Raw genomic sequence first — 21422 nt, forward strand, 5'->3', positions numbered from 1 at the left:
GAAAATGAGTGATACAGACGATCATGAGATAATGATACAGGGACATAGGGTTGTGAAATGCTGTACAACTGTTCATGGGAGATTTGAGTAATACAGCCTGTCAAAAGCGTTGACTAAAACTCTGACTTTCGTGTAAACTTGAGGTTGTGAGCAGGATGTTGTATTAGTGTTATTGATTTAATTCGTGTTACAGGCAGGTGTGGTTCAGTTGCTGCTCCGCGCAGACAGAACATGAACTGTACTTGTTTAAATTATATGGATGAGGTGAATCTTTCATGGAAAAAACGAAAGAGCTGCAACAAGTGGAAGAAAAATTCCAGACTTTTCAGATTCTTGATGAGCAGGGAAAGATCGTCAACGAAGATGCAATGCCGGAGCTCAGCGATGAACAGCTGAAAGAGATGATGACGCGCATGGTGTATACCCGTATCTGGGATCAGCGTGCAATTTCTCTTAACCGCCAGGGTCGTCTCGGCTTCTACGCACCGGTTGCCGGTCAGGAAGCTTCGATGATTGGATCCCAGTTTGCTCTGGATAAGAAGGACTGGATTCTTCCAGGCTATCGTGATATTCCACAGATTTATTATCATGGCCTGCCACTGCATCAGGCATTCCTATGGTCCCGCGGACATTTTCAGGGAGGACAGATTCCTGAAGGCGTACGCGTCATGATGCCGCAGATCATCATCGGTGCCCAGATCACACAGACGGCCGGCACAGCGATGGGCCTGAAAAAAGACGGCGAGCAGCAGGTCGCGGTAACGTATACCGGCGACGGCGGTGCTTCCCAGGGTGACTTCTACGAGGGCATGAACTTTGCTGGAGCGTACAACCTCCCGGCAGTCTTTATCGTACAGAACAACCGCTTTGCGATTTCCGTTCCCGTTGAGAAGCAGTCCGCTGCAGCGACCATCGCACAGAAAGCTGTTGCCGCCGGTATTCACGGTGAGCAGGTCGATGGCATGGATATTCTTGCTGTCTATGCTGCAACGAAAGAAGCACGCGACCGCGGCATCGAAGGAAATGGACCGTCCCTCCTTGAGTTCATGACGTACCGCTACGGTCCGCATACGATGGCTGGTGACGATCCAACACGATACAGAACTTCAGAAGAAGACGACGAGTGGGAGAAAAAAGATCCACTTGTACGTTTCCGTAAATTCCTCGAGGAGAAAAACCTCTGGACGGAAGAAGAAGAAGAAAAAATCGTAGAGCAGGCAAAAGAAGACATTAAGGCGTCCATTAAAGATGCAGATGCTGCTCCAAAACAGAAAGTAACCGATCTTATTGACATCACGTACGCCGATGCAATGCCGGAGACCCTGCAGGAACAGCGAAGCGAATTTGAAGAAAAGGAGTCGAAGTAAGCTATGGCCCAGATGACGATGATCCAAGCCATCACGGATGGCATGCGCAGTGAATTGAAAAACGATGAAAAAGTACTCGTCTACGGAGAAGACGTTGGTCTAAACGGCGGTGTCTTTCGTGCAACGGACGGTCTGCAGAAAGAATTCGGGGAAGAGCGTGTATTTGATACGCCGCTTGCAGAGTCAGCTATCGGCGGTCTGGCACATGGACTGAGCCTTACCGGCTACCGTTCTGTCATGGAGCTTCAGTTTTTCGGGTTCGTTTTCGAAGCGTTTGATTCCATCGCCGGCCAGATGGCCCGGCTGCACCACCGTTCCGGCGGCGTCTACAACGCACCGGTAACAATCCGTTCCCCGTTCGGCGGCGGAGTAAAGACACCGGAAATGCACGCAGACAGCCTGGAAGGGCTTATGGCACAGACTCCTGGTCTGAAAGTCGTTATTCCTTCCACTCCATACGATGCGAAGGGACTGCTGATCTCGGCGATCCGCGAGAATGATCCCGTCGTATTCCTGGAGCACATGAAGCTGTACCGTTCTTTCCGTGAAGAGGTTCCGGAAGAAGACTACTCCATCCCGCTCGGCAAGGCAGACATTAAGCGCGAAGGATCGGATATCACACTGATTGCCTATGGTGCGATGGTTCATACATGCCTGAAAGCTGCAGAGCAGCTCGAAAAAGAGGACATTTCAGCCGAAGTGATTGATCTGCGGACCGTCAGCCCGCTGGATGTTGAAACAATCATCACATCTGTTGAAAAAACGAACCGTGCCGTTATGGTGCAGGAAGCACAAAAGCAGGCTGGTATCGCATCCAACGTAGTAGCGGAAATCAACGACCGCGCTATTCTGAGCCTGGAAGCGCCGGTCGGACGAGTGACTGCTGCAGATACCGTCTTCCCATTTGCTGCTGCAGAAGACACGTGGCTGCCGAATGAAAAAGATGTAGCGGCGAAAGCAAAAGAGATTATTAACTTTTAATAATAGAGGAGGGGTTCCCTCCTCTTTCCTGCACGTACTTATATAAGAAATGGAGGCTTCAATATGGCGTATGAATTTAAACTCCCTGATATCGGGGAAGGGATCCACGAAGGTGAGATCGTTAAGTGGGAAGTGAAAGAAGGCGACGAGGTTAAAGAAGATGACATCCTCTGTGAAGTACAGAACGACAAAGCAGTTGTGGAGATTCCTTCCCCAGTTGAAGGGACGATCAAAAAACTTCATGTGGATGAAGGTACCGTCACGACTGTCGGTGAGGTAATCATTACTTTTGAAACCGATCAGGAGCCGCCGGAAGAAGAAGGTGGAGAGGAAGAAGCCGAAGAACAGGAAGAAAAAGAAGCCGAAGAACCGGCATCTGAAACACCTGCATCCACTGAACAGCCGGCCGCTGCAGAAAGCAGTCAGACAGAAGATGACGACGACTCGCGCGTCATTGCGATGCCTTCCGTACGGAAGTATGCGCGTGAGAAAGATGTGAATATCAAACAGGTAAAAGGATCCGGCAAAAACGGACGCGTTCTCCGCGAAGATGTCGATGCTTTTGCATCCGGCGAGCAGACGAGCGAAGCACCTGCAGCTGCTGCAGAAAGCGGAGCAGCTGAAAAGCAGGAAGGCAAGCCAGTTGCTGCCTACGAGCCAGCGGATGAAGCGATGGAAACAAGAGAGAAGCTTTCCGGCATGCGTAAAGCGATCTCCAAAGCGATGGTCAATTCCAAGCATACAGCTCCTCACGTGACGCTGATGGATGAAATTGATGTGTCCGCTCTTGTTGCCCACCGAAAGCAGTTCAAGCCGGTCGCAGAAGAAAAAGGCATCAAGCTCACGTATCTTCCTTACGTTGTCAAGGCGCTTACAAGCGCTGTACGTGAATACCCGATGCTGAATACGTCTCTTGATGACGCGACAGAGGAAATCGTCCACAAGCATTACTACAACATCGGTATCGCTGCGGACACGGAAAAAGGTCTTCTCGTTCCAGTCGTGAAGAATACCGAGCGAAAGTCGATCTTCTCGATTTCCGACGAAATTAACGAACTGGCAGGAAAAGCACGCGACGGCAAACTTGCTTCGGAAGAAATGAAAGGTGCATCCATCACGATCACCAACATCGGCTCCGCCGGCGGCCAGTGGTTTACTCCAGTTATCAACCATCCGGAAGTTGCGATTCTCGGCCTCGGCCGTATTGCAGAGAAAGCGGTTGTGAAAGATGGTGAAGTCGTTGTAGCGCCAGTTTTAGCCTTGTCTTTAAGCTTCGACCATCGTATCATTGATGGTGCAACGGCACAGCACGCCATGAACCACATTAAGCGCCTGTTGAACGATCCACAATTACTCGTCATGGAGGGATAACACATGGTAGTAGGAGATTTTCCAGAAGAAGTTGATACGCTCGTCATCGGGTCAGGTCCCGGGGGGTATGTAGCGGCTATCCGTGCAGCGCAGCTCGGTCAGAAAGTAACCATCGTAGAAAAAGAAAACATGGGCGGAGTCTGCCTGAACGTCGGCTGCATTCCGTCAAAAGCGCTGATCGAAGCGGGTCACCGTTATGACAATGCGAACAATTCATCCGACATGGGTATTACCGTCGATAAAGTCAACCTTGATTTCTCCAAAGTGCAGGAATGGAAAGCATCCGTTGTCGAGAAGTTGACAGGCGGTGTAGAAGGACTGCTCAAAGGAAATGAAGTTGATATCGTAAGAGGCGAAGCGTACTTCGTCGACGATACAACCGTAAAGATCATGGATGAAAAGTCTTCCCAGTCATACAAGTTTAAAAATTGTATTGTTGCTACCGGCTCCTCGCCGATTGAACTTCCTAACTTTAAGTTCAAAGAGGGTAAAGTAGTCTCCTCCACGGGAGCACTTGCACTCAAGGAAGTTCCAGAGAAGCTGGTCGTTATCGGCGGCGGTTACATCGGCGTTGAACTCGGAGCTGCTTACGCCAATCTCGGATCAGAAGTGACGATTCTTGAAGGCACGAAGCAGATTCTGCCGAGCTTCGAAAAGCAGATGACGCAGCTCGTGACGAAGCGGCTTAAGAGTCACAACGTCACTATTAAAACAGAAGCTTTTGCAAAAGAAATGGAAGAAACAGAAAACGGCGTTAAAGTAAAAGCCGAAGTAAAAGGGGAAATGGAAGAGTTTGAAGCAGATGTTCTGCTCGTCACAGTGGGCCGCTCCCCGAACACGGATGAGCTTGGTCTGGAACAGGCAGGCATCGAACTCGACGATAAAGGGCTTGTTAAAATCGACAAGCAGTGCCGTACTTCTGCAGGGAACATCTATGCGATCGGTGACATCGTACAGGGTCCTGCTCTGGCGCATAAAGCTTCCTATGAGGCGAAGATCGCTGCGGAAGTTATTTCCGGTGAACCATCGGAAATCGACTACACGGCAATCCCTGAAGTTGTCTTCTCTGGACCTGAACTGGCTCAGGTCGGTTACACAGAACAGCAGGCGAAAGATGCTGGTTATGAAGTAACCGCTGCCAAGTTCCCATTCCAGGCGAATGGCCGCGCGCTGTCGCTGAATGAATCGGAAGGCTTCATGAAGATGGTTACCCGAAAGTCTGATGGTCTCGTCATCGGCGTGCAGATTGCCGGTCACAATGCCTCTGATATGATCTCAGAAGCATGTGTTGCCATCGAAGCGGGAATGACAGCAGAGGATCTGGCTCTTACGATTCATGCTCACCCATCTCTCGGGGAGATTACGATGGAAACCGCGGAAGTTGCCCTCGGGATGCCGGTTCATATCGTCAAGTAACGAACGATCAACCTGTTATCAATATTGGCTTACAGCATCCCGTCAGACTATTCTGGCGGGATGCTGTATTGTGCGCCGGCAGCGGACATGATGCACATCGCAGTGCGCAGACAGGGGTGAAAAGCAGCGAGAAGTTGAAATTCTTTCACGTATTCCTAATACCTTCCATATATTTTCATTTCCCGCTGTGTTAAAATCGGGGAGGAGCTGAGTAATGCTCCACCCAACTTCTGAGGAAAAGAGTGAAGATGATGAAACGTACATATATGCTGACGGCTTGTGTGCTTCTTTTTGCAGCAGCCTGTTCAAATAACGAGGACAACAACAATGAATCCAGTGCAGAAGAGACTGGAGCTGCAGGCAACGCAGATGCCGCGGAGGAAAACTCGTCAGAGACGAATGAGGCAGAGGAAGACACAGAGAATGAAGAAGGAAACCGTGCAGATGCCCCTGACGACGAGAACGGGCAAAATGAACAGCACGAGGATAACAATGGCGCGAATGAAGAAAATGCTGTTGAGGAAGAAGAAGAACCGGGCTATTACAGCATACAGGGGGACAGCTCACTGGCGCCAGTCGATGATGAAGCGGAAGAGCAGGCAGTTCTGATCACTATAGATGATGCGCCGGACCAATACGGAGTGGCGATGGCTGAAAAGCTGGATGAGCTCGATGTCCCCGCCATTTTCTTTGTTAATGGGCACTTTATCAACGATGAGGAAGGCGCCCGCCAGCTGGAGGAGATACACGAGCTTGGGTTTGAAATCGGAAACCATACGATGACCCACCCGAACCTCTCTGATATTCCACAGGGCGATGTTGAATCCGAAATCATCGAACTCAGTGATATGATTGAAGAGATCACAGGCGATCGACCTCGTTTCTTCCGGGCTCCGTTCGGCGTCAATACGGACTTCTCTGATGAGGTGATCGAGTCGGAAGGCATGCAGCGGATGAATTGGACCTATGGCTATGATTTTGATGCTGATTACATGGAAAAAGAAGCGCTTGAAGAAATTATGGTTGAGACAGAACTGCTGCGCCCAGGGGCGAATCTGCTGATGCATGACCGCGACTTTACGTATGAAGCGCTGGATGTCATGATCGAGGGACTCGAGGATAAAGGATACGAATTTATTGACCCGGACCATATTGAATAAAGAAGCAGGAGCTGCTCGCTGCGACGAGATCCTGTGTTCATAAGAAAGGAGGGCCGGGCTGCAGAACGCTTAACATACGAAAGAGTGCTGACAGCCGGGTATAGACACCGATGAAAAAAACCTACACACTCACTGGCCTGCTTCTTCTGCTTACTGCCTGTGCTGACAACAATGACGACAGCGATGCAGAAGAAAGTCAGTCCGCTGGCAATGGTGCAGCTGAGGGAACAGAAGAGAATGAAACGGCAGATGAACAGAACGAAGAAGAGGAAGCAGAGACGGTCGAGCTCCATCAGCTGGAGGAGCACGAGGGTGATTACGTACTTGCTTCAGATATCGTAGAACTTACCGGCGGTGAGATGGAAGAAGATGCGATCCACCGGAGTATGAGGATGGACATTGATGACCGGCATTTTTATTTTGTTGAAGAAGTCCCGGTCATGGAGATCAATGGTATATACCAGCCTTATGATGATGTTCTCGTCGCTTTTCATGAAGAAGAGCCGTATTTGACGGACACGTTCGTTGAACGAGGGCTGGATACGGAAACAGAAGCCGAAGACGGTGAGCTCCATATGTATTGGGACGAAGAACCTGAATGGGAAGAGATCGGCAGTGATGTCGACATTCATGATAAAACCCCTGTCGACATGGTGGAATTCCTGTCGTTTATGGAGAGACCGATTGAAGGTGCATCGGTCAGTACGGTGGAGAGTCATCTTCCTGGGGCACCGCGAGATTATAGAAACGGGGTCCATGAAGGAATCGACTATTATGATTATGCCTCTGGAGTGGAGATAACAACCGATACAGAAATCTACGGGATGGCGGAAGGCACGGTCGTCCGTGTCGATCATGATTTTGAGGAGTATCCTAGCCACGAGGTACGGGATGCAGACCTGGAAAAATCAGCAGAAGTCGGATTCACTCCTGAATATATCTTTGACCGGCTTCGGGGACAGCAGGTATGGGTCCAGTATGAAGATGGCATCATGATCCGCTTTGCGCACCTGGATGACATTCCAGAAGAACTGGAGCTCGGACAGCAGGTGGATGCAGATACCGCGATTGGATATGTCGGTAATACCGGAACGAGCGATTCGTTAAACGACGGTGACGGCGGACTTCATCTGCATAAAGACATTCTTGTCAGTGGAGAACTGTTCTGGGAACCTTATACACTTGAAGAAACAGCAGCCATTCTTTATGATCTATGGCCATAATGTGAAGGAAATGGAAAAGATCTGCGTGCATCGATGCACGCAGATCTTTTTCGTGTGCCAAACTTTTGTCTCGTTTTTTTCTTATACGATAATTTATATGCTGATGTGACAAAAGACGACAAGCATTGAATGCAAGATGTGTTACGATAACCGCATACTAAACAGGGTGAGAACAGGTGGTGGATACCATGAAAAAATCAGATTTTCTCGATGATATGAGACTGGAAGTAGGATTGGCTTATGATTATGCAGAGAGCCGGGAAGATTTTATGGTCAAAGTTCTACAGACGCTGTATCATTCGGGAGGACAGGAAATGTCTCTGACCATACATAAATGGGAAGGCGGCAGAAAAAGGCTGTTTTACGCGCTTGGCATGAACAGACTGACAAAAAAACAAGAAACGTTAGGGAATGGCTTTTTCTTTCCCGGCTCAAGCAGAATGGTTACGTATACGAGCTGTCATGGAAGCCATGCGTTATTTCTGCCGGTTTTTAGTGAGCGTGAGGAGCTCCAGTATGTCATTACGATGAAACTGATCGACAGTGCGTATAAAGTTACGAGACAGGATATGATTTTTGTGCAGGAACTTCTGCAGTTTATACAGGCAAAGCAGTCGACGTTTTCTTCTTAAAACGCCGGCTGCTTTTTTCGGTTTTCATTCCCATGTTGAACAAGCTCAGGCGTACTCAGACCCTTTTCAAATGGCACCGATGATTCTCTTGGAAAAGAATAAACAAAAACGAACCCTTTCCAGGAGGGAAGGGCGGCGATGCCAGAGGGATCAAGCGCCGTCCGAACATCCTCCCCGCAGCGCGAGGATCGTTGCGGGCAGCGCCCCTTGGCAGGCGTCCGCTTGAAATGGAAGAAAAGATGCTACGGAAATGAACCTCTACCCCAACAATTATTTTAGAACTGTTTTTTCGGGACAGGGGACGTGGACTTCGACGAATGCGCAGGAAGAATGTAATCCAGTCTGTCCCTTAACAAAACGTACAGCGGGCCCTCCCCTGCGGTCAGAAGACGCTTGATACGTTTGATCTGTGGACTGCTCGTTCACTGACAATGATGGCTCTTTCCTGGCGAATGGAAGAGGGAGCGGCTGCAGCATTTCGCAGAAGAAGGATTTCACCTGAGTAGATTGTAAAATAATCTGAATTTTCGTATAATGTAAGGAAAGGAGGGGATGTTGATGCCGATGTACAGGGAGTTATACAATGAACATGAGAAAGCAGATGTCCAGTTTGTCGGAGTAGATATTACAGGAGAACGATACGATTTTGCTGTCCTGCACACAAGCATGTTTTTTGGGAAGGTGCTGATTATCTGCATGCATACAGGGCGTCAGGCTTTGTTGGAGTACCATCACCTGCACGACATTTCGAACCTCTCAGGCATGCTGAAAGTGGACGATGAGGAAGACATGGAAATTTTGGCAGAATATCTGCGTGAAGCTTTGAAACCGTTTACGCCAATGCCGCCTGCCGCTGCAGCAGGTGGACATACCGCTTCAAGGTGATAAGAGGGACAGCCGGGAGCTATGGAGGTTGTTTCAAAGAATCGTCAGAGAAATAAATATGCTTCCGATGATCCTCAATGGATCCTCGGAAGCATTTCACTGTGTATGTGGCTGAAGACGATGGTTAGCGGAAGGAAACTTCCTTTCGCTTCAACCATAAGCAGCTTGTGGCGCTGACATCGCTTAATGTCTATGTTATTGCTTTTCTTTCTTGAATCACACGGATTTTCTCCAGCGTTTCGTCCTCAGGTCCCTGAACGGGGAGACCGGATTGGATGTTTTTCTCAATATAGTCCAGGTTCTGTTGTTCGATCATTTCCCCTGGAATGAAAATGGGGATACCCGGGGGATAGATCATAATAAATTCAGCGCTGATTCTGCCGGCAGCCTGGCTTAATGGAACAGTCTCCGTATCCGCATAAAACGCATCTCTCGGGGAGTAGGATAGAATCGGAATGTTTGGAACTTCGACCGGAGTGTCGTTGTCTTTCCACGTGCCGGAAGCAGCATATGCACGGCTCAGCTCTGCAAGTGCCTCGATCAGAAGGTTGATCGATTCTGTGCTGTCACCCGGCGTTATCAAAAACAGCACGTTGTAAAGATCGGAGAGCTCCACTTCAATCCGGCAGTTTCTGCGGAGGAAAACTTCGGCTTCATGACCGGTAATATGAAGATCCTTTACCGATACCGTCACTTTCGTCACATCGTAATCGTAGCAGGATGTACTGTTTAAAATGTCGCTTCCCGGCACATAGAGGCCTGGGATGCGGGAAACTTCTTTCCGGAGAATCTCAGCCAGTCTGATTGTTTCATCGAGTATGTCTCTGCCGGATACCGCAAGATGTCTTCGCGCCGCATCCAGCGAAGCCAGCAGGATATAGGAAGTAGATGTCGTCGTCAGCATGCTCATGACGGCCTGCACTTTTTTCGTAGACACAAGGTTTCCCTGCACGTTAAGTATGGAGCTCTGGGTGAGAGAGCCACCTAGTTTATGAACGCTTGTAGCAGCGAGGTCGGCACCCGCCTGCATCGCGGAGAGCGGCAGTTGTTCATGAAAGTGAATGTGGACTCCGTGTGCTTCATCTACAAGCACCGGCATCCCTGCCTCGTGGGCAGTTTCCACGATGCCCTGCAGATCGGCGGCATACCCAAAATACGTAGGATTAATGACGAGCAGTCCTTTTGCATCGGGATGGCTCTTTACGGCTCTCGCTGCAGCCTGGCGTGTAATTCCGTGGGAGATACCGAGGTTCTCGTCAATGTCTGGGTGAATGAAAATCGGTGTAGCGCCTGAGAAGACGACCGCCGACATAATCGATTTATGTACATTCCGCGGGACAATCAGCTTATCTCCCGGCGAGCACACGGACATGATCATCGTCATAATGGCACCGCTCGTTCCCTGAACGGAGAAGAACGTGTAGTCTGCCCCGAAGGCATCGGCTGCTGTGAGCTGAGCTTCGTGAATAATCCCTGCAGGGTGGTGAAGGTCGTCAAGCGGTTCAATATTGATGAGATCGATATCCAGTGCCTGCTGACCGAGGAAGCTGCGGAATGCATGATCCATGCCTCTTCCTTTTTTATGTCCAGGTATGTGGAAGGGCAGTCTGTTCTCCGCCGCGTAAGCTTTCAATCCGTCGAATAGCGGTGTGTCATGCTGGTTGCGTGTAAACATGGTATCCCTCGAATTCTTTTCAGTATAAAAATGTTTTGTTAAGATAAAGTCAGCATGATGGAAGTATAGCAGATTACGTTTTGTTTTGCATAGAACAGGAGGATAAAGGTATGTCAAAGGATGTATATTTTCCAATTTCCATGGATTGGTCTAAAGAAGAAGTAGTGCACGTTGTTCAGTTTTTTGAAGGTGTAGACCAAGTGTATAACAAGGGGATGGAGCGCGAAACGTTTTTGACGCTTTACAGGCACTTTAAGGAGGTTGTCCCTTCCAAGGCGGAAGAAAAGCAGCATTTCAAAGAATACGAAGAGCAGACCGGTCAATCTGCCTATCATGCTGTCAAAGCTGCAAGAGAAGCGGATCCGGGGACGAAAATCAAGAAATAGCGGCGGCAGCCGTTGAACAGAAAACCAGGCTGAGACAAAATCGTTCTCCAGCGCGTAAAAAACGCTTTCGATCATCCATGTGGGGTTGTCGAAAGCGTTTTGTGTTAAAGAAACAATAACGAATCTGTCTCATGGCCGTAAACGCTCTCACATTCACGGCCTTAAGGCAGATCCCAGTTCCTCTTTCACCTTGGCTCTGCCTCTCATCGACATTCTGGTGATTTGAACATAAGGATGCCTCCGGTCTAGTTATGACTTGGTCGTTCTAACTTAACGTGAAGGCATTCTTTTTTAAAAGTATAGGAATGTATAAATTTTTGTACAAGAGGACGGCAGTTTCATGCGCTGCACGGGAAGAGAGAAGACCTGTTTCTTCCCTCGAAAAGCTTGCGGCAAACGCCGTTCCGACCAAAAGCCGCTTTGCGCTTTTGTTCTGGAGAAATCAAAACCGTACGGTCTCTGGGCTGATCTTGAAAAGACAAGAGACGCGGGAAAAGCAAGGGCTGAAGATGCCCCGTCGCCGTTTTGCGGCGGTCAGCTGAAGCCTTGCCCGCGGTAAGCGCTTGTCATTGGTAGGATCAACCCCCTCATACAGAAAGCCCTCACCAAAAGTGGTAAGGGCTTCCTTTTTATTCTCGTTTTGTCCCAGCCTCGGTTTCGTTTAGGAACGTTTACGCTGCAGGATTATACTTTTTGTTCGTACACGTCCATGCTCTTTTCGTACAGCGGGAGCACGGTATCGAACACTTTTTCAATTTCCTGAACGAAGGCATCACCGTCGCGCAGGAGGTCCTCACTGTAGCAGAACGTTTTACCACAGAGAAGTTCTGCCTTTTTTACATCCTGAAGCCGTTGAAACAGGCGGGTATAGTCTTCATTAGAGAGCTCGTCTCCACTGACCGTGTCCGGCTTCGTGTGATCCTCGCTCCATTCGTAATGCTCAGGTATCATGCTTTTCACCGATTCAGCGTCTTCCAGCAGAGTTCTGCCGAGCTCTCCTTTTACCGGCGATTCATAGATAACGGCAAACCAGACGAAGACGTGGGAGCCGAACAGACCTATCTGAAAATGAGGGAGTTTTTTGTATCCCCGGTTGCTGCTGCAGAAAGCGACCCAGGTGTCATCTGGAGGATTCACTTTCCGCCTTGCATGTTTGGCGACATGATAGTACATGTCTCTGCCGGTTTTCTCTGAAAGCACATCTTTGAAATGTTCTCCAAGCTCTTCCAGTTTCGGCCGGATCGTCATTTTTAATGCTTCCATCCGCTCGTCCAGTCCGTCTACCGCAAACACATCAAAGTCCTCTTCCGTAAATCCTGAAAACTTCATGAATCCACCATCCCTTCATTAGTAATGATTTACATTGTAGCAGAGCCCATGAGAGAAACAAAATAAATAGGTTTAGATATGACGATTTTGTGGAAAATTAAGAATAAGAACAATAAATAGTTGCAAAATTCCGATAAATACTCTAACCTAGGAATAACTCATTTCAATCAAGACAGAGAACAGTTGAAAGAGTAACAAAAATAATCCGACGTATATCGGAAAAAAGGGGTGCGAAACATGGAGAAGGTCATTCAAACACTGAAAAGAAAAGACGGGGAGCGTCGTATCCCGGTACTTAAGCTCGAGATTGATTATGAGCTTCAAACGCTTTTCGATGCGATTCAGGCGGAAGAACAAGAACAAGTGGAAGAAAGCAAAGGCAGGTTGGAAGAACTCCGTGGAGAGTGGCTTCGCCTCGAAGCATAACACCGCTGCCTGAACGTTCCGTCCGAAGCGTGTAATTTCATAAAGTTCCCCTTCATGGCCGCATGGTACATGAAGGGATTTTTACGGGGTTTTTGACCTTCTCCCCGCACCGCCGCGGTATTCGCGGCGGTTTTTTACTTGATTGGAGATCATCTCTTTTCACTTAGGGAGACAGCAGTTTCCTCTTCCGTCCGGGCAGAATGGACAGGTTCAAGCATCTGCAGCACACGTGGATTCGACCGACAGGCGCTGCGCGCTTCCTGGTTTGTCAAAACGGAGGAGCTTATGGTATAAGTGAATACATGACGTCACGGAAAAGGAAGTGAGAGCATGGATGAATCACTGAGACAGGCGGCTCTTCAATATATTTCGGAAGCAGCGGCGTATATACGAACGGAAATGAAGAAAGGCTACGATGTTGATACGAAAGCGAATAAAGACGATCTTGTCACGACCGTCGATAAAAATGTGGAAACGATGTTCCAGGAAAAGCTCGCTCAGGACTTCCCAGAGCACCGTCTCATGGGGGAGGAAGGTTCCTTTGAGAATATTCATGATTTGGACGGGACAGTCTGGATCCTGGACCCTATCGATGGGACCGTGAATTTCGTGCATATGGGAACAGGCTTCGCCGTGTCGCTCGGCATCTTTCAAGACGGAGAACCGGTTTTTGGCGTTGTATACGATGTCATGAACGACGAATTATTCACTGCGGTCGCGGGAGAAGGAGCTTACCTGAATGGCCATGCGCTTCCAAATGTTCCGGACAGAACCTTGAGCGGCTCGCTGATCAGCTTTAATACTGGATGGGTCATTCATAATGAAAAATACCGTGAGCTTGTCGATAAAGTAAGAGGGACACGCTCTTACGGTTCAGCAGCATTGGAACTCGCGTATGTAGCTGCAGGTAGAATCGATGCGTACCTCAGCCTGAGGCTTGCGCCATGGGATGTAGCCGGAGGCTCTATCCTTGTACAGGAAGCCAGAGGCCTAGTGACCAACTTGAATGGCGAGAAGCTGGACTTTCTTCATAAAGATTCGCTGTTCGCTGCAGCTCCGACCGTGTACCGGGACATCACCAATCACTTGAACGGCCACAGCAGCTGACAAAAAAAGGGGTCTCCGCAGCTTCACTGAAGCAGGAAGACCCCTTTTTCTTCACGTCGAACGGTGTGTTCAGGCACTCGACTTTTCCGCTTCCATGATGCGTCTTTTACGCCGGAAGCCAAGAAAAAGAGAAAGCCCGAGGATGCCACCGAACAGCGCAAAAAGCAGCAGGCTCATTTGAGCGAAGGCTATGCCGAGTCCCATCATGCCGAAAGTGCCGCATACAGCCAGTAAAAAGAAAATGATATCAAACGATCTCATACAGTCACGCTCCTTTATACCCTTCTATCATACGTGATTCCTGTGTATTTGAAAAGGTGAAAAGGACGGGCCGAAACAAGCTGCTTCCCGGAAGGCGTTCACTTTTTTGACATAGTTCGGAGCGGCCGGGGGAGGTAAAGCGCCGTTCGCTGTGTTAGCATAGGAGTAAGTTTAAATTGAAGGAGAATGTAGGATGATATTTACTGTCCAGCCGTCACCTGATACGGAATTCAACGTATCTCCAATGGCTGAATTTCTCGGTGGGGCCGATGCGGAAAACTTTTTGTTTGTCTTTTTTGCCCTCTTTATTATTATCAATCTATTAAGTGTCATCGTATTTAACCTAGGTTTTGCCCGGAAACTCCCCCCGCTGAAGAACGCGATCGTCTACTCGGTTATGTTTTTCGGCAACTTCTTTCTCACGTTTCTGGCGTTGTTTATGCCCATCGCAGAATCTCTCGTCATTGCCGCCGTTGTACTTGGTGTCTACAAGCTTCAGCTGAGACGTCATCAGGCGGAGGAAGGACAGTCGGATTAACGTTGGGCTGGCTGAGCTGATGCTGCCTTGCAGGAAGAACGAGCAGGACCGGCCCCCGTTCAAGGGAGTCTGTCTGCTTTCAGTATGATGAAACAAAGCCCGCCGGAAGGACGTCCTTCCGGCGGGCTTTGTTTCATCAGCGGTGCTTATAGATCTTCATACAGCAAACGCTGGCAGAGCGGTTTAAATATAAGGATCTTTTTCTTCTTCGCTATGAGGACGGCGCATGTGAAATTGGCCTCCCGCTTTTCGTTCTTCTGTCTTTTTTCCTATTCTCTCCCGACAGCTGTCGCACATGTAGGTGTGGATCGGCCGGTTTCGCAGTTTTTTCGCTTCGGGGGTGTCGCTGTTCAGAGATTCAATCTTTTCGCATAATACGCATTTTACACGCAACATCATCACCTGCTTTCTATCGCTGCCTGCTATTATAACATGATAAAAACGAATCCGTCCGTTAAAAATAGTCCACGCTGCTTGATATCAGCGTCCAGGCACCCTCCCTTTCCCCTGAGCATCCTTTCTTAAAGTCAGGGAGCCCGCGCATGTGAACTGGAGATGGCTTCGTAAGGACCCCTGCTGAATCTTCCTTCACAGAAACCGGACGACTTTAAAGCGTATCTTCAATGCACTGTGGACACTCAGAAGGTCTTTCTCTCCAATGGCATCGGATTCGCCGAATGCTGCTCTGGAAAATAGGAGAAGTTACTGCTTTTCGACGTGGCCGGGCAGAAGGCGGCGGAGCAGTGAGGGGCTTCCAGCGGCGAGGAAACGCAGGAGCAGAACATCGCTTCTTTTCCGAAGGAGGGGACAGCTTCGGAAAGTGTCTACGGTGCGGAAGGTACAGCATGTCATCTCTGCACGTATTCTTTACCCCCGACGTATGAAACAATGCTCCGTCTGAACCGATCGACGCCTTCCGGAGCGTTTTCTTCTGAAAGAAACCGGACAGTGAAAACATTTCGAAAATAAAATAATCCGGGTTGTAAAAGAGGAATCTGACCCTTAATGTAGAATATACTATATATAGATTTCTATACGGTTTTTTGTAGAGATCAATGATTTGAAGGAGGCGGTTCCATTGGGAAACAGAGTTGAACATCTGCTGACCGATGACTTGATGCATACACTGCAGGAAGAGCATTATGTGACGATCTCTTCCATTGATGCAGAGACGGGAGCCCCAAGTGTAAATGCGATATCCTGGATCTATGCCGATTCCGGCAAACTGCTGCGGATGGCTGTCGATCCACGGTCCTCACTTGTAAAGAATATTAAAAAGAACCCGCTGGTGGCTGTAACCCTTATTGCAGGCGGATCGACCTACGCGGTCAATGGGAAAGCAGAGGTTTCTGCAGCACGAATGAATGAAGTTCCTTTAAAGCTTTCAAAGATTGAACTGCAGGTCCACGAAGTCAGAGATGTCATGTTCTATGGTGCAAGACTGACGGCAGAACCGAAATTTGAAAAAACGTACGATCAGGAGGCTGCAGAAAAGCTGGACCAGCAGGTCATGGATGCTTTAAAGCAGTAGACACTCAAGAAGGGTGTGGTACCTTTGATCAAAGCATATATACTCGACACTAACGTCCTGCTGCATGATCCGTTATCTGTCTATTCTTTCGCAGATAACCATGTTGTAATACCGGCAGTTGTACTCGAAGAGCTGGATAGCAAAAAAAGACTCACGGATGAAATTGGTCGTAATGCAAGGGAAGTCGGTCGTATTCTGGACCAGCTCAGGCAGACGGGGAAGCTGCATGAAGGTGTGACGCTTCCGAACGGCGGCTGGCTGACGGTGGAGCTGAATCACCGTTCCACAGAGCAGCTTGAGCAGTATGGACTGGAGAGGTCGAATGACAACCGCATACTCGCTGTAGGTTTGAATCTGCTGGAGGAGGCAAGCTCACCTGAAGCTGTTACGCTGGTCAGCAAGGATGCATTACTTCGTGTGAAAGCTGATGCAGTCGGGCTGCACGCTGAGGACTTTCTTTCGGATCGTGTCGCCCAATATGACAACATGTACAGAGGCTACAGTGAAGAATGGCTCGAGAGCGGTCTGATGGATCAGCTCTATGAGAAGAAATTCCTTACTATTGAAGACACTGGTACAACGGAGGTAAATCCGCATCATTTTTATATATTTAAAGACAACAGCCACCATAATCGCTCCGCCCTGGCCAAAGCGGACGAACAGGGAAAGAAGCTCGAATTGTTCCCTGGAGAGGCGGATAGTATCTGGGGGATCCGCCCCCGTAATGTACAGCAGAAAATGGCGGTGGAACTGCTGACGAGAAAAGATATTCCGCTGGTGACCCTGGCGGGCAAGGCCGGGACTGGGAAGACGCTCCTGTCGCTTGCGTGCGGACTCTATCAGACAGAAGATCTGGGCGAGTATAACAAGCTCCTCGTAGCGAGGCCGGTAGTTCCAGTCGGGAAAGACATCGGCTACCTCCCCGGCGAAAAGGACGAAAAGCTTCGTCCCTGGATGCAGCCGATTTATGACAACTTGGAGTATTTGTTTAATACGAAAAAGGACCAGGAACTTGAAAATATTCTGGCAGGAATGTCTTCGGTTCAGGTAGAGGCCCTCACGTATATCCGCGGAAGAAGCATCCCGGATCAATATATTATTATTGATGAAGCACAGAACTTAACGAAGCATGAAGTGAAAACTATCATCACGAGGGTAGGGGAAGGTAGTAAAATTGTATTGATGGGTGACCCGAAACAAATCGACCATCCTTATCTGGATGAATACACGAATGGCCTTTCCTACGTGATCGAGAGAATGAAGCATCAGAGCGTGTCCGGTCACATGAAATTCGAAAAAGGAGAGCGGTCCAACCTCGCTCAACTCGCTGCGGATCTGCTTTAATAGAAAGGGCCGTTCAAGTGCTTTGTTGATCTGGAGAAAGCCAGCAGCTTGATAAAACGGAACTGGAGGAAGATTCTACCCTTCTCGTCCTGCTGCAGTGGGAGGAGGAACACCACTGCGGCAGCAGCCGAAAGCTGCATAGTTTCCTAGCGGCATTTCCTCAAAACAGAACCGGAAAAGAAAGAAAAACTGCTCCTTTGGTTTCAACACCTGGGAGCAGTTTCTTTTAGTAAAGCTCTGTAAAAGCTTGTTGATGTTATTTGATGAAAGCAGCGATAGGCGACGACGCTCAAGGGATAAGCGCAGTCCGAAAATCCTCCTTCGCCTCGCGAAGGATCGTGGAGGACAACCCCCTGAGCAAGCGTCCGCCGAAAGCGGATGAAATCACCACGAACGATAACATAGCCTTTAGTAAAAAAGCGTTATTTTTCTTTTAACAGCGTAAAACCTTTCACTCTCGTTACAGGAGAGGTTCTGTTGGAGCCGTCACGGTAGTAAAAGTGAAGGGGACCATCTTCTTTCAAGGGAGACCCTTTATGAGAAAAGGCCGCGATTCCTTCCATTGCCTCTTCCAGCGGGAGAATAATATCCTCTTCAGGCTGGTCCTGAACCAGGTGTACATAGGCCGCATCAGGCTCTGGTTCAGCATTATGAAAAAAAGGCTTCAGACCGATCCCGAGAGATTTCTCCGTTAAATCCTTTTTGCTGATCGTTACTTTGTTCTGATTGGACTGCGGGCCTGCCCCCTGCATCCTCTGCTCGTCAAATGCTTTTCCCATAGCGGAGAAATCCCGCTCCTTCTGGGACGATTCCGGTTGATCAAAGACGGTATCCATATCGAGCCGCCGCTCATCGAAGATCCAGACTCCCGGATCAATCATCACTGGGTGCTTCACTGCCCCATTGATCTGCACTATCATCTCATCCATCGTGTCAGCCTCCTTTTCTCCTTCAGTATAGTATTCGTGAAGCCGTCTGTCATCATTTACAGCAGTTGCATTTTACGCTTATAACCGATAAGATAGCATTAAAGCGCCGGGTGAGGTGCACCTGTAAGAATGGAGGGGTCTGCGTGTCTACAGAAATCCTGTCCGAACAAAGCGAAAAAGCCTATGCCCTTCTTAAAGAAGATGCAGATAAAATCATTAAATTGATCGAAGTGCAGATGACTAATCTGACGATGCCTCAGTGCCCTCTCTATGAAGAGGTGCTCGACACTCAGATGTTCGGATTATCGAGAGAAATAGATTTTGCTATCCGGCTCAACCTTGTTTCTGAGACGGAAGGAAGACAGCTGCTTACGAACCTGGAACAGCAGGTGTCCGCACTTCACGACGCCACGATGCGTGCCGGAGAGAGCAGGAGCCAATAAAAGAACCGCCGGGATCAACTCCCGACGGTTCTTTTTTGGTTCGTACGAAAGCGAAGGATATCATAGCAGGATGAAGGAGGCTTCGAGCAGTGTGCGGAACGAAAGACCTTTTTTTCTGGTTCTAAAATATATGTTGGGGTGTGGAAACAACATCTACGCCGATTTCCTTCGTTTTCGGCGGGCGTTTGCCAAGGGGCTTGCCCTCAACTATCATTCGCGGATCGAATGAGGATTTTCGGACTGTGCTCCTGCGGTTACTCGTCGCAAGAAAACACTCGCCGATCCCTCTGGCGTCGCCGCCTGTCACTTACGGAAACACTCGCATTTGAGTTTGTTTATCGTTTTTTTAACATACCCTATTTGAGGGATTATCTTTAGATACTAGGGTGGTTACCCCAACAATTGACGTAGATACCCCTTTTCTTACCTTCGACAGCCGCACCTTCAAGCTGTTCCAGCTGAGAAGTGATTCAGGCTTTTAGCAAATGGAAAGATGTCAGTGAAAAAGAACAACAGTTTGTCAGAAGCAGGAAGGGAATCCTGATCAGCCGCTTTCTTCTCCTCTCCTGCAGATGTTTAATTACATCGAGAAGGGGAATTGGTTTGGTGTACCCAATTTTCAATTACAGGAGTGAGTATGATTATGGCACACAAACAGACGACAGAAATTCTAAACAGACAAGTAGCGAACTGGAATGTAATGTTTGTTAAGCTTCATAACTACCACTGGTATGTTTCCGGACCGAACTTTTTCACGCTTCACGAGAAGTTCGAGGAAATGTATGATGAAGCCGCAGAGCATATTGATGAGCTGGCTGAGAGACTGCTGGCACTGAAAGGAAAACCAGTTGCCTCGATGAAAGTATACCTGGAAACTTCTACGATCAGTGAAGCAGATGGAGAAAATACGGCCGAGCAGATGGTGGAACAGCTCGTTTCGGATCTGACTGCGATTTCCGATGAGCTGAAAAATGATATCGAAACACTGGAAGACGACGCCGATGATGAAGCAACGGCCGACATGCTTATTGAAATCCGCCAGTCCGTAGAGAAGCATAATTGGATGCTGCGGGCATTTCTCGGCAAACGGTAACAGATATCGCAAAGGCAGAAGAGTTTTTTTCTGCTGCATGAAAACATCCCGCCGGAAACATCCGGCGGGATTTATTAAACACGAGGAAGGTCGGACGAAGTCTGCCGGCTTCTTCACACGCATCAGCGCTTTACATACCGCCTGCCTTTTTTGGCACGATACGCAATCAGTGTCATATACGAAAGGGATGCAAACAGGAGACTGACGATAACAGCATGAGACATGGTGGCATAGAGAGTAAAGCCGGTGAAAATAACGACTGCACCACTGATCACCTGTGCTGTAATGAGAATAAAGCTGATCACACCGCTGTAGAGGAGCGGCTTATTGAACCGGTAGTTGCGGATCGTTTGAATAAACAGAATCAGCAGCGTAACGAAGAGCATCCCTGCAGCAAAACGGTGACCCATCTGGAAGAGTACTCTTCCTTCCAATGGAGGGAAAAGCTGTCCATTGCAGAGCGGCCATCCGGCACATGCACCCCCGGAACCGGAATGTTTTACGAAAGCTCCAGTGTATACAACCGCGTAGGTGTAAAGAAGGTTGAAAATGATCAATCCCCTGTAGCCAGTTGTAATAGTCGGAGCCAGCAGGGAAGAGGGTTTGCCGTCTTCAAAGGCCAGAACAGTTAATAAAAAGACGCTGGCAAATGATATGAGGGAGAAGCCGAAGTGCAGTGCCATCACTGCATCAGACGATCCCCAGACCACGGCTGCAGCTCCGAGCAGTCCCTGGAAGATAATAAAGATAACGGCCAGTGAAGCGAATATTTTCGTTTCCTTCAGGTGGGACAGGCGTCGCCAGCTCCAGACTGCATGCGCAATGACCATGATCCCGAGAACACCGGATACAACTCGGTGCGTATACTCGATCATCGTTTCAATCGTCGGACTTTCCGGTATAACCTGTCCGTAGCAAAGCGGCCATTCCGGACCGCAGGCATCCCCTGATCCGGTCTGCGTCACGAGTGCTCCCTGTATAAGGACGAGCAGCATGCCCAGGCTGGTTATTATCCCGTAAAATTTCAGCGTTTTATGCATCAAAACCATACCCCTTTTGAAAATTATGCTAATATAAAGAATCGCTGCATGCCAGTTCATTTTATCACGTTTTCATTGGTGCTTCCTTTATGATATAGCAAATCCCGAATGAAAAAATCAATTTCACGTGATTGTCACATATCATAAAAGTGTCAAAGGAAGTAAGAAAAAATGTGATGAAAAACGCAGGGTGTTCCTTTATAATATGAATGAGCGGTGCAAACTGTCGTCTTTTTTGCTGTGCGCGGGAAAGAAAGAGTCATTTTCAGAGGATAATGTCTTCTC

At 48.6% G+C, this 21422-nt stretch carries 22 protein-coding genes; 16 read left to right on the forward strand and 6 right to left on the reverse strand.

Features of this window, described 5'->3' with window-relative positions; genetic code table 11:
- Positions 1-275: 275 nt before the first annotated feature.
- The 8 genes from pdhA to G477_RS19525 all read left to right on the forward strand — a co-directional run bounded on the left by pdhA (position 276) and on the right by G477_RS19525 (position 9035).
- The gene (gene pdhA, locus G477_RS0111970; RefSeq protein ID WP_026698150.1) at positions 276-1367 is read left to right on the forward strand and encodes a pyruvate dehydrogenase (acetyl-transferring) E1 component subunit alpha; all 1092 of its coding nucleotides are present in this window, start codon (positions 276-278) and stop codon (positions 1365-1367) included.
- A gap of 3 nt (positions 1368-1370) precedes the next feature.
- Positions 1371-2348, forward strand: coding sequence for an alpha-ketoacid dehydrogenase subunit beta (locus G477_RS0111975; protein ID WP_026698151.1), 978 nt, complete (start codon positions 1371-1373; stop codon positions 2346-2348).
- Positions 2349-2411: 63 nt separating this feature from the next.
- Positions 2412-3719 (forward strand): dihydrolipoamide acetyltransferase family protein, encoded by a 1308-nt coding sequence (locus tag G477_RS0111980; RefSeq protein ID WP_026698152.1) that lies wholly within the window; start codon positions 2412-2414, stop codon positions 3717-3719.
- Between the two features lie 3 nt (positions 3720-3722).
- A complete protein-coding gene (lpdA, locus tag G477_RS0111985) occupies positions 3723-5135 on the forward strand; it encodes a dihydrolipoyl dehydrogenase (protein WP_026698153.1) in 1413 nt (470 codons plus the stop codon).
- Positions 5136-5383: 248 nt separating this feature from the next.
- Positions 5384-6295: a polysaccharide deacetylase family protein gene (locus tag G477_RS0111990; RefSeq protein WP_245575492.1), complete on the forward strand. Its 912-nt coding sequence runs from the start codon at positions 5384-5386 to the stop codon at positions 6293-6295.
- Positions 6296-6405: 110 nt separating this feature from the next.
- Positions 6406-7518 (forward strand): M23 family metallopeptidase, encoded by a 1113-nt coding sequence (locus G477_RS0111995; protein ID WP_026698155.1) that lies wholly within the window; start codon positions 6406-6408, stop codon positions 7516-7518.
- A gap of 188 nt (positions 7519-7706) precedes the next feature.
- On the forward strand, positions 7707-8150 hold the full coding sequence (locus G477_RS0112000; RefSeq protein WP_026698156.1) for a hypothetical protein: 444 nt from the start codon (positions 7707-7709) through the stop codon (positions 8148-8150).
- Positions 8151-8708: 558 nt separating this feature from the next.
- Positions 8709-9035, forward strand: a complete 327-nt coding sequence (locus tag G477_RS19525) for a DUF3055 domain-containing protein (protein ID WP_051287985.1) — start codon at positions 8709-8711, stop codon at positions 9033-9035.
- Positions 9036-9225: 190 nt separating this feature from the next.
- Here G477_RS19525 and G477_RS0112010 read toward each other — a convergent pair whose 3' ends face one another.
- A complete protein-coding gene (locus G477_RS0112010; protein WP_026698157.1) occupies positions 9226-10710 on the reverse strand; it encodes an aminotransferase class I/II-fold pyridoxal phosphate-dependent enzyme in 1485 nt (494 codons plus the stop codon).
- Between the two features lie 110 nt (positions 10711-10820).
- Between G477_RS0112010 and G477_RS0112015 the strand changes: the two genes are divergently transcribed.
- Complete coding sequence (locus G477_RS0112015; RefSeq protein ID WP_026698158.1) at positions 10821-11096, forward strand: UPF0223 family protein; 276 nt, start codon at positions 10821-10823, stop codon at positions 11094-11096.
- A gap of 684 nt (positions 11097-11780) precedes the next feature.
- Here G477_RS0112015 and G477_RS0112020 read toward each other — a convergent pair.
- The gene (locus G477_RS0112020; protein ID WP_026698159.1) at positions 11781-12425 is read right to left on the reverse strand and encodes a YktB family protein; all 645 of its coding nucleotides are present in this window, start codon (positions 12423-12425) and stop codon (positions 11781-11783) included.
- 237 nt (positions 12426-12662) lie between these two features.
- Here G477_RS0112020 and G477_RS0112025 point away from each other — a divergent pair, with 237 nt between their 5' ends.
- Both G477_RS0112025 and G477_RS0112030 read left to right on the forward strand, forming a co-directional pair.
- Complete coding sequence (locus tag G477_RS0112025) at positions 12663-12851, forward strand: hypothetical protein (protein WP_026698160.1); 189 nt, start codon at positions 12663-12665, stop codon at positions 12849-12851.
- A gap of 330 nt (positions 12852-13181) precedes the next feature.
- Positions 13182-13958: an inositol monophosphatase family protein gene (locus G477_RS0112030; protein ID WP_026698161.1), complete on the forward strand. Its 777-nt coding sequence runs from the start codon at positions 13182-13184 to the stop codon at positions 13956-13958.
- 69 nt (positions 13959-14027) lie between these two features.
- On the opposite strand, the gene G477_RS0112035 is transcribed toward G477_RS0112030, so the two are convergent.
- Positions 14028-14219: a DUF5325 family protein gene (locus G477_RS0112035; protein WP_026698162.1), complete on the reverse strand. Its 192-nt coding sequence runs from the start codon at positions 14217-14219 to the stop codon at positions 14028-14030.
- Positions 14220-14412: 193 nt separating this feature from the next.
- Between G477_RS0112035 and G477_RS0112040 the strand changes: the two genes are divergently transcribed.
- Positions 14413-14757: a YlaH-like family protein gene (locus G477_RS0112040; RefSeq protein WP_026698163.1), complete on the forward strand. Its 345-nt coding sequence runs from the start codon at positions 14413-14415 to the stop codon at positions 14755-14757.
- A gap of 183 nt (positions 14758-14940) precedes the next feature.
- Here the strand turns inward: G477_RS0112040 and G477_RS0112045 are convergent, their stop codons facing one another.
- Positions 14941-15153 (reverse strand): YlaI family protein, encoded by a 213-nt coding sequence (locus tag G477_RS0112045; protein ID WP_035211965.1) that lies wholly within the window; start codon positions 15151-15153, stop codon positions 14941-14943.
- 682 nt (positions 15154-15835) lie between these two features.
- Between G477_RS0112045 and G477_RS0112050 the strand changes: the two genes are divergently transcribed.
- Both G477_RS0112050 and G477_RS0112055 read left to right on the forward strand, forming a co-directional pair.
- A complete protein-coding gene (locus G477_RS0112050) occupies positions 15836-16288 on the forward strand; it encodes a pyridoxamine 5'-phosphate oxidase family protein (RefSeq protein WP_026698165.1) in 453 nt (150 codons plus the stop codon).
- A gap of 24 nt (positions 16289-16312) precedes the next feature.
- Positions 16313-17632 (forward strand): PhoH family protein, encoded by a 1320-nt coding sequence (locus tag G477_RS0112055; RefSeq protein ID WP_026698166.1) that lies wholly within the window; start codon positions 16313-16315, stop codon positions 17630-17632.
- Positions 17633-18054: 422 nt separating this feature from the next.
- Here the strand turns inward: G477_RS0112055 and G477_RS0112065 are convergent, their stop codons facing one another.
- Positions 18055-18561: a hypothetical protein gene (locus tag G477_RS0112065; RefSeq protein ID WP_026698167.1), complete on the reverse strand. Its 507-nt coding sequence runs from the start codon at positions 18559-18561 to the stop codon at positions 18055-18057.
- 143 nt (positions 18562-18704) lie between these two features.
- Between G477_RS0112065 and G477_RS0112070 the strand changes: the two genes are divergently transcribed.
- Complete coding sequence (locus G477_RS0112070) at positions 18705-19004, forward strand: Fpa/YlaN family protein (RefSeq protein ID WP_026698168.1); 300 nt, start codon at positions 18705-18707, stop codon at positions 19002-19004.
- 643 nt (positions 19005-19647) lie between these two features.
- Positions 19648-20097: a Dps family protein gene (locus tag G477_RS0112080; RefSeq protein WP_026698169.1), complete on the forward strand. Its 450-nt coding sequence runs from the start codon at positions 19648-19650 to the stop codon at positions 20095-20097.
- A gap of 122 nt (positions 20098-20219) precedes the next feature.
- Here G477_RS0112080 and G477_RS0112085 read toward each other — a convergent pair whose 3' ends face one another.
- Positions 20220-21137 carry a COX15/CtaA family protein gene (locus G477_RS0112085; RefSeq protein ID WP_026698170.1) on the reverse strand — a complete coding sequence of 306 codons (918 nt, stop codon included), beginning with the start codon at positions 21135-21137 and terminating at the stop codon, positions 20220-20222.
- Positions 21138-21422: the final 285 nt, after the last annotated feature.

Origin of the sequence: Alkalicoccus chagannorensis DSM 18086 (assembly GCF_000429725.1) — a bacterium.
In the GTDB taxonomy this organism is placed as follows: domain Bacteria; phylum Bacillota; class Bacilli; order Bacillales; family Salisediminibacteriaceae; genus Alkalicoccus; species Alkalicoccus chagannorensis.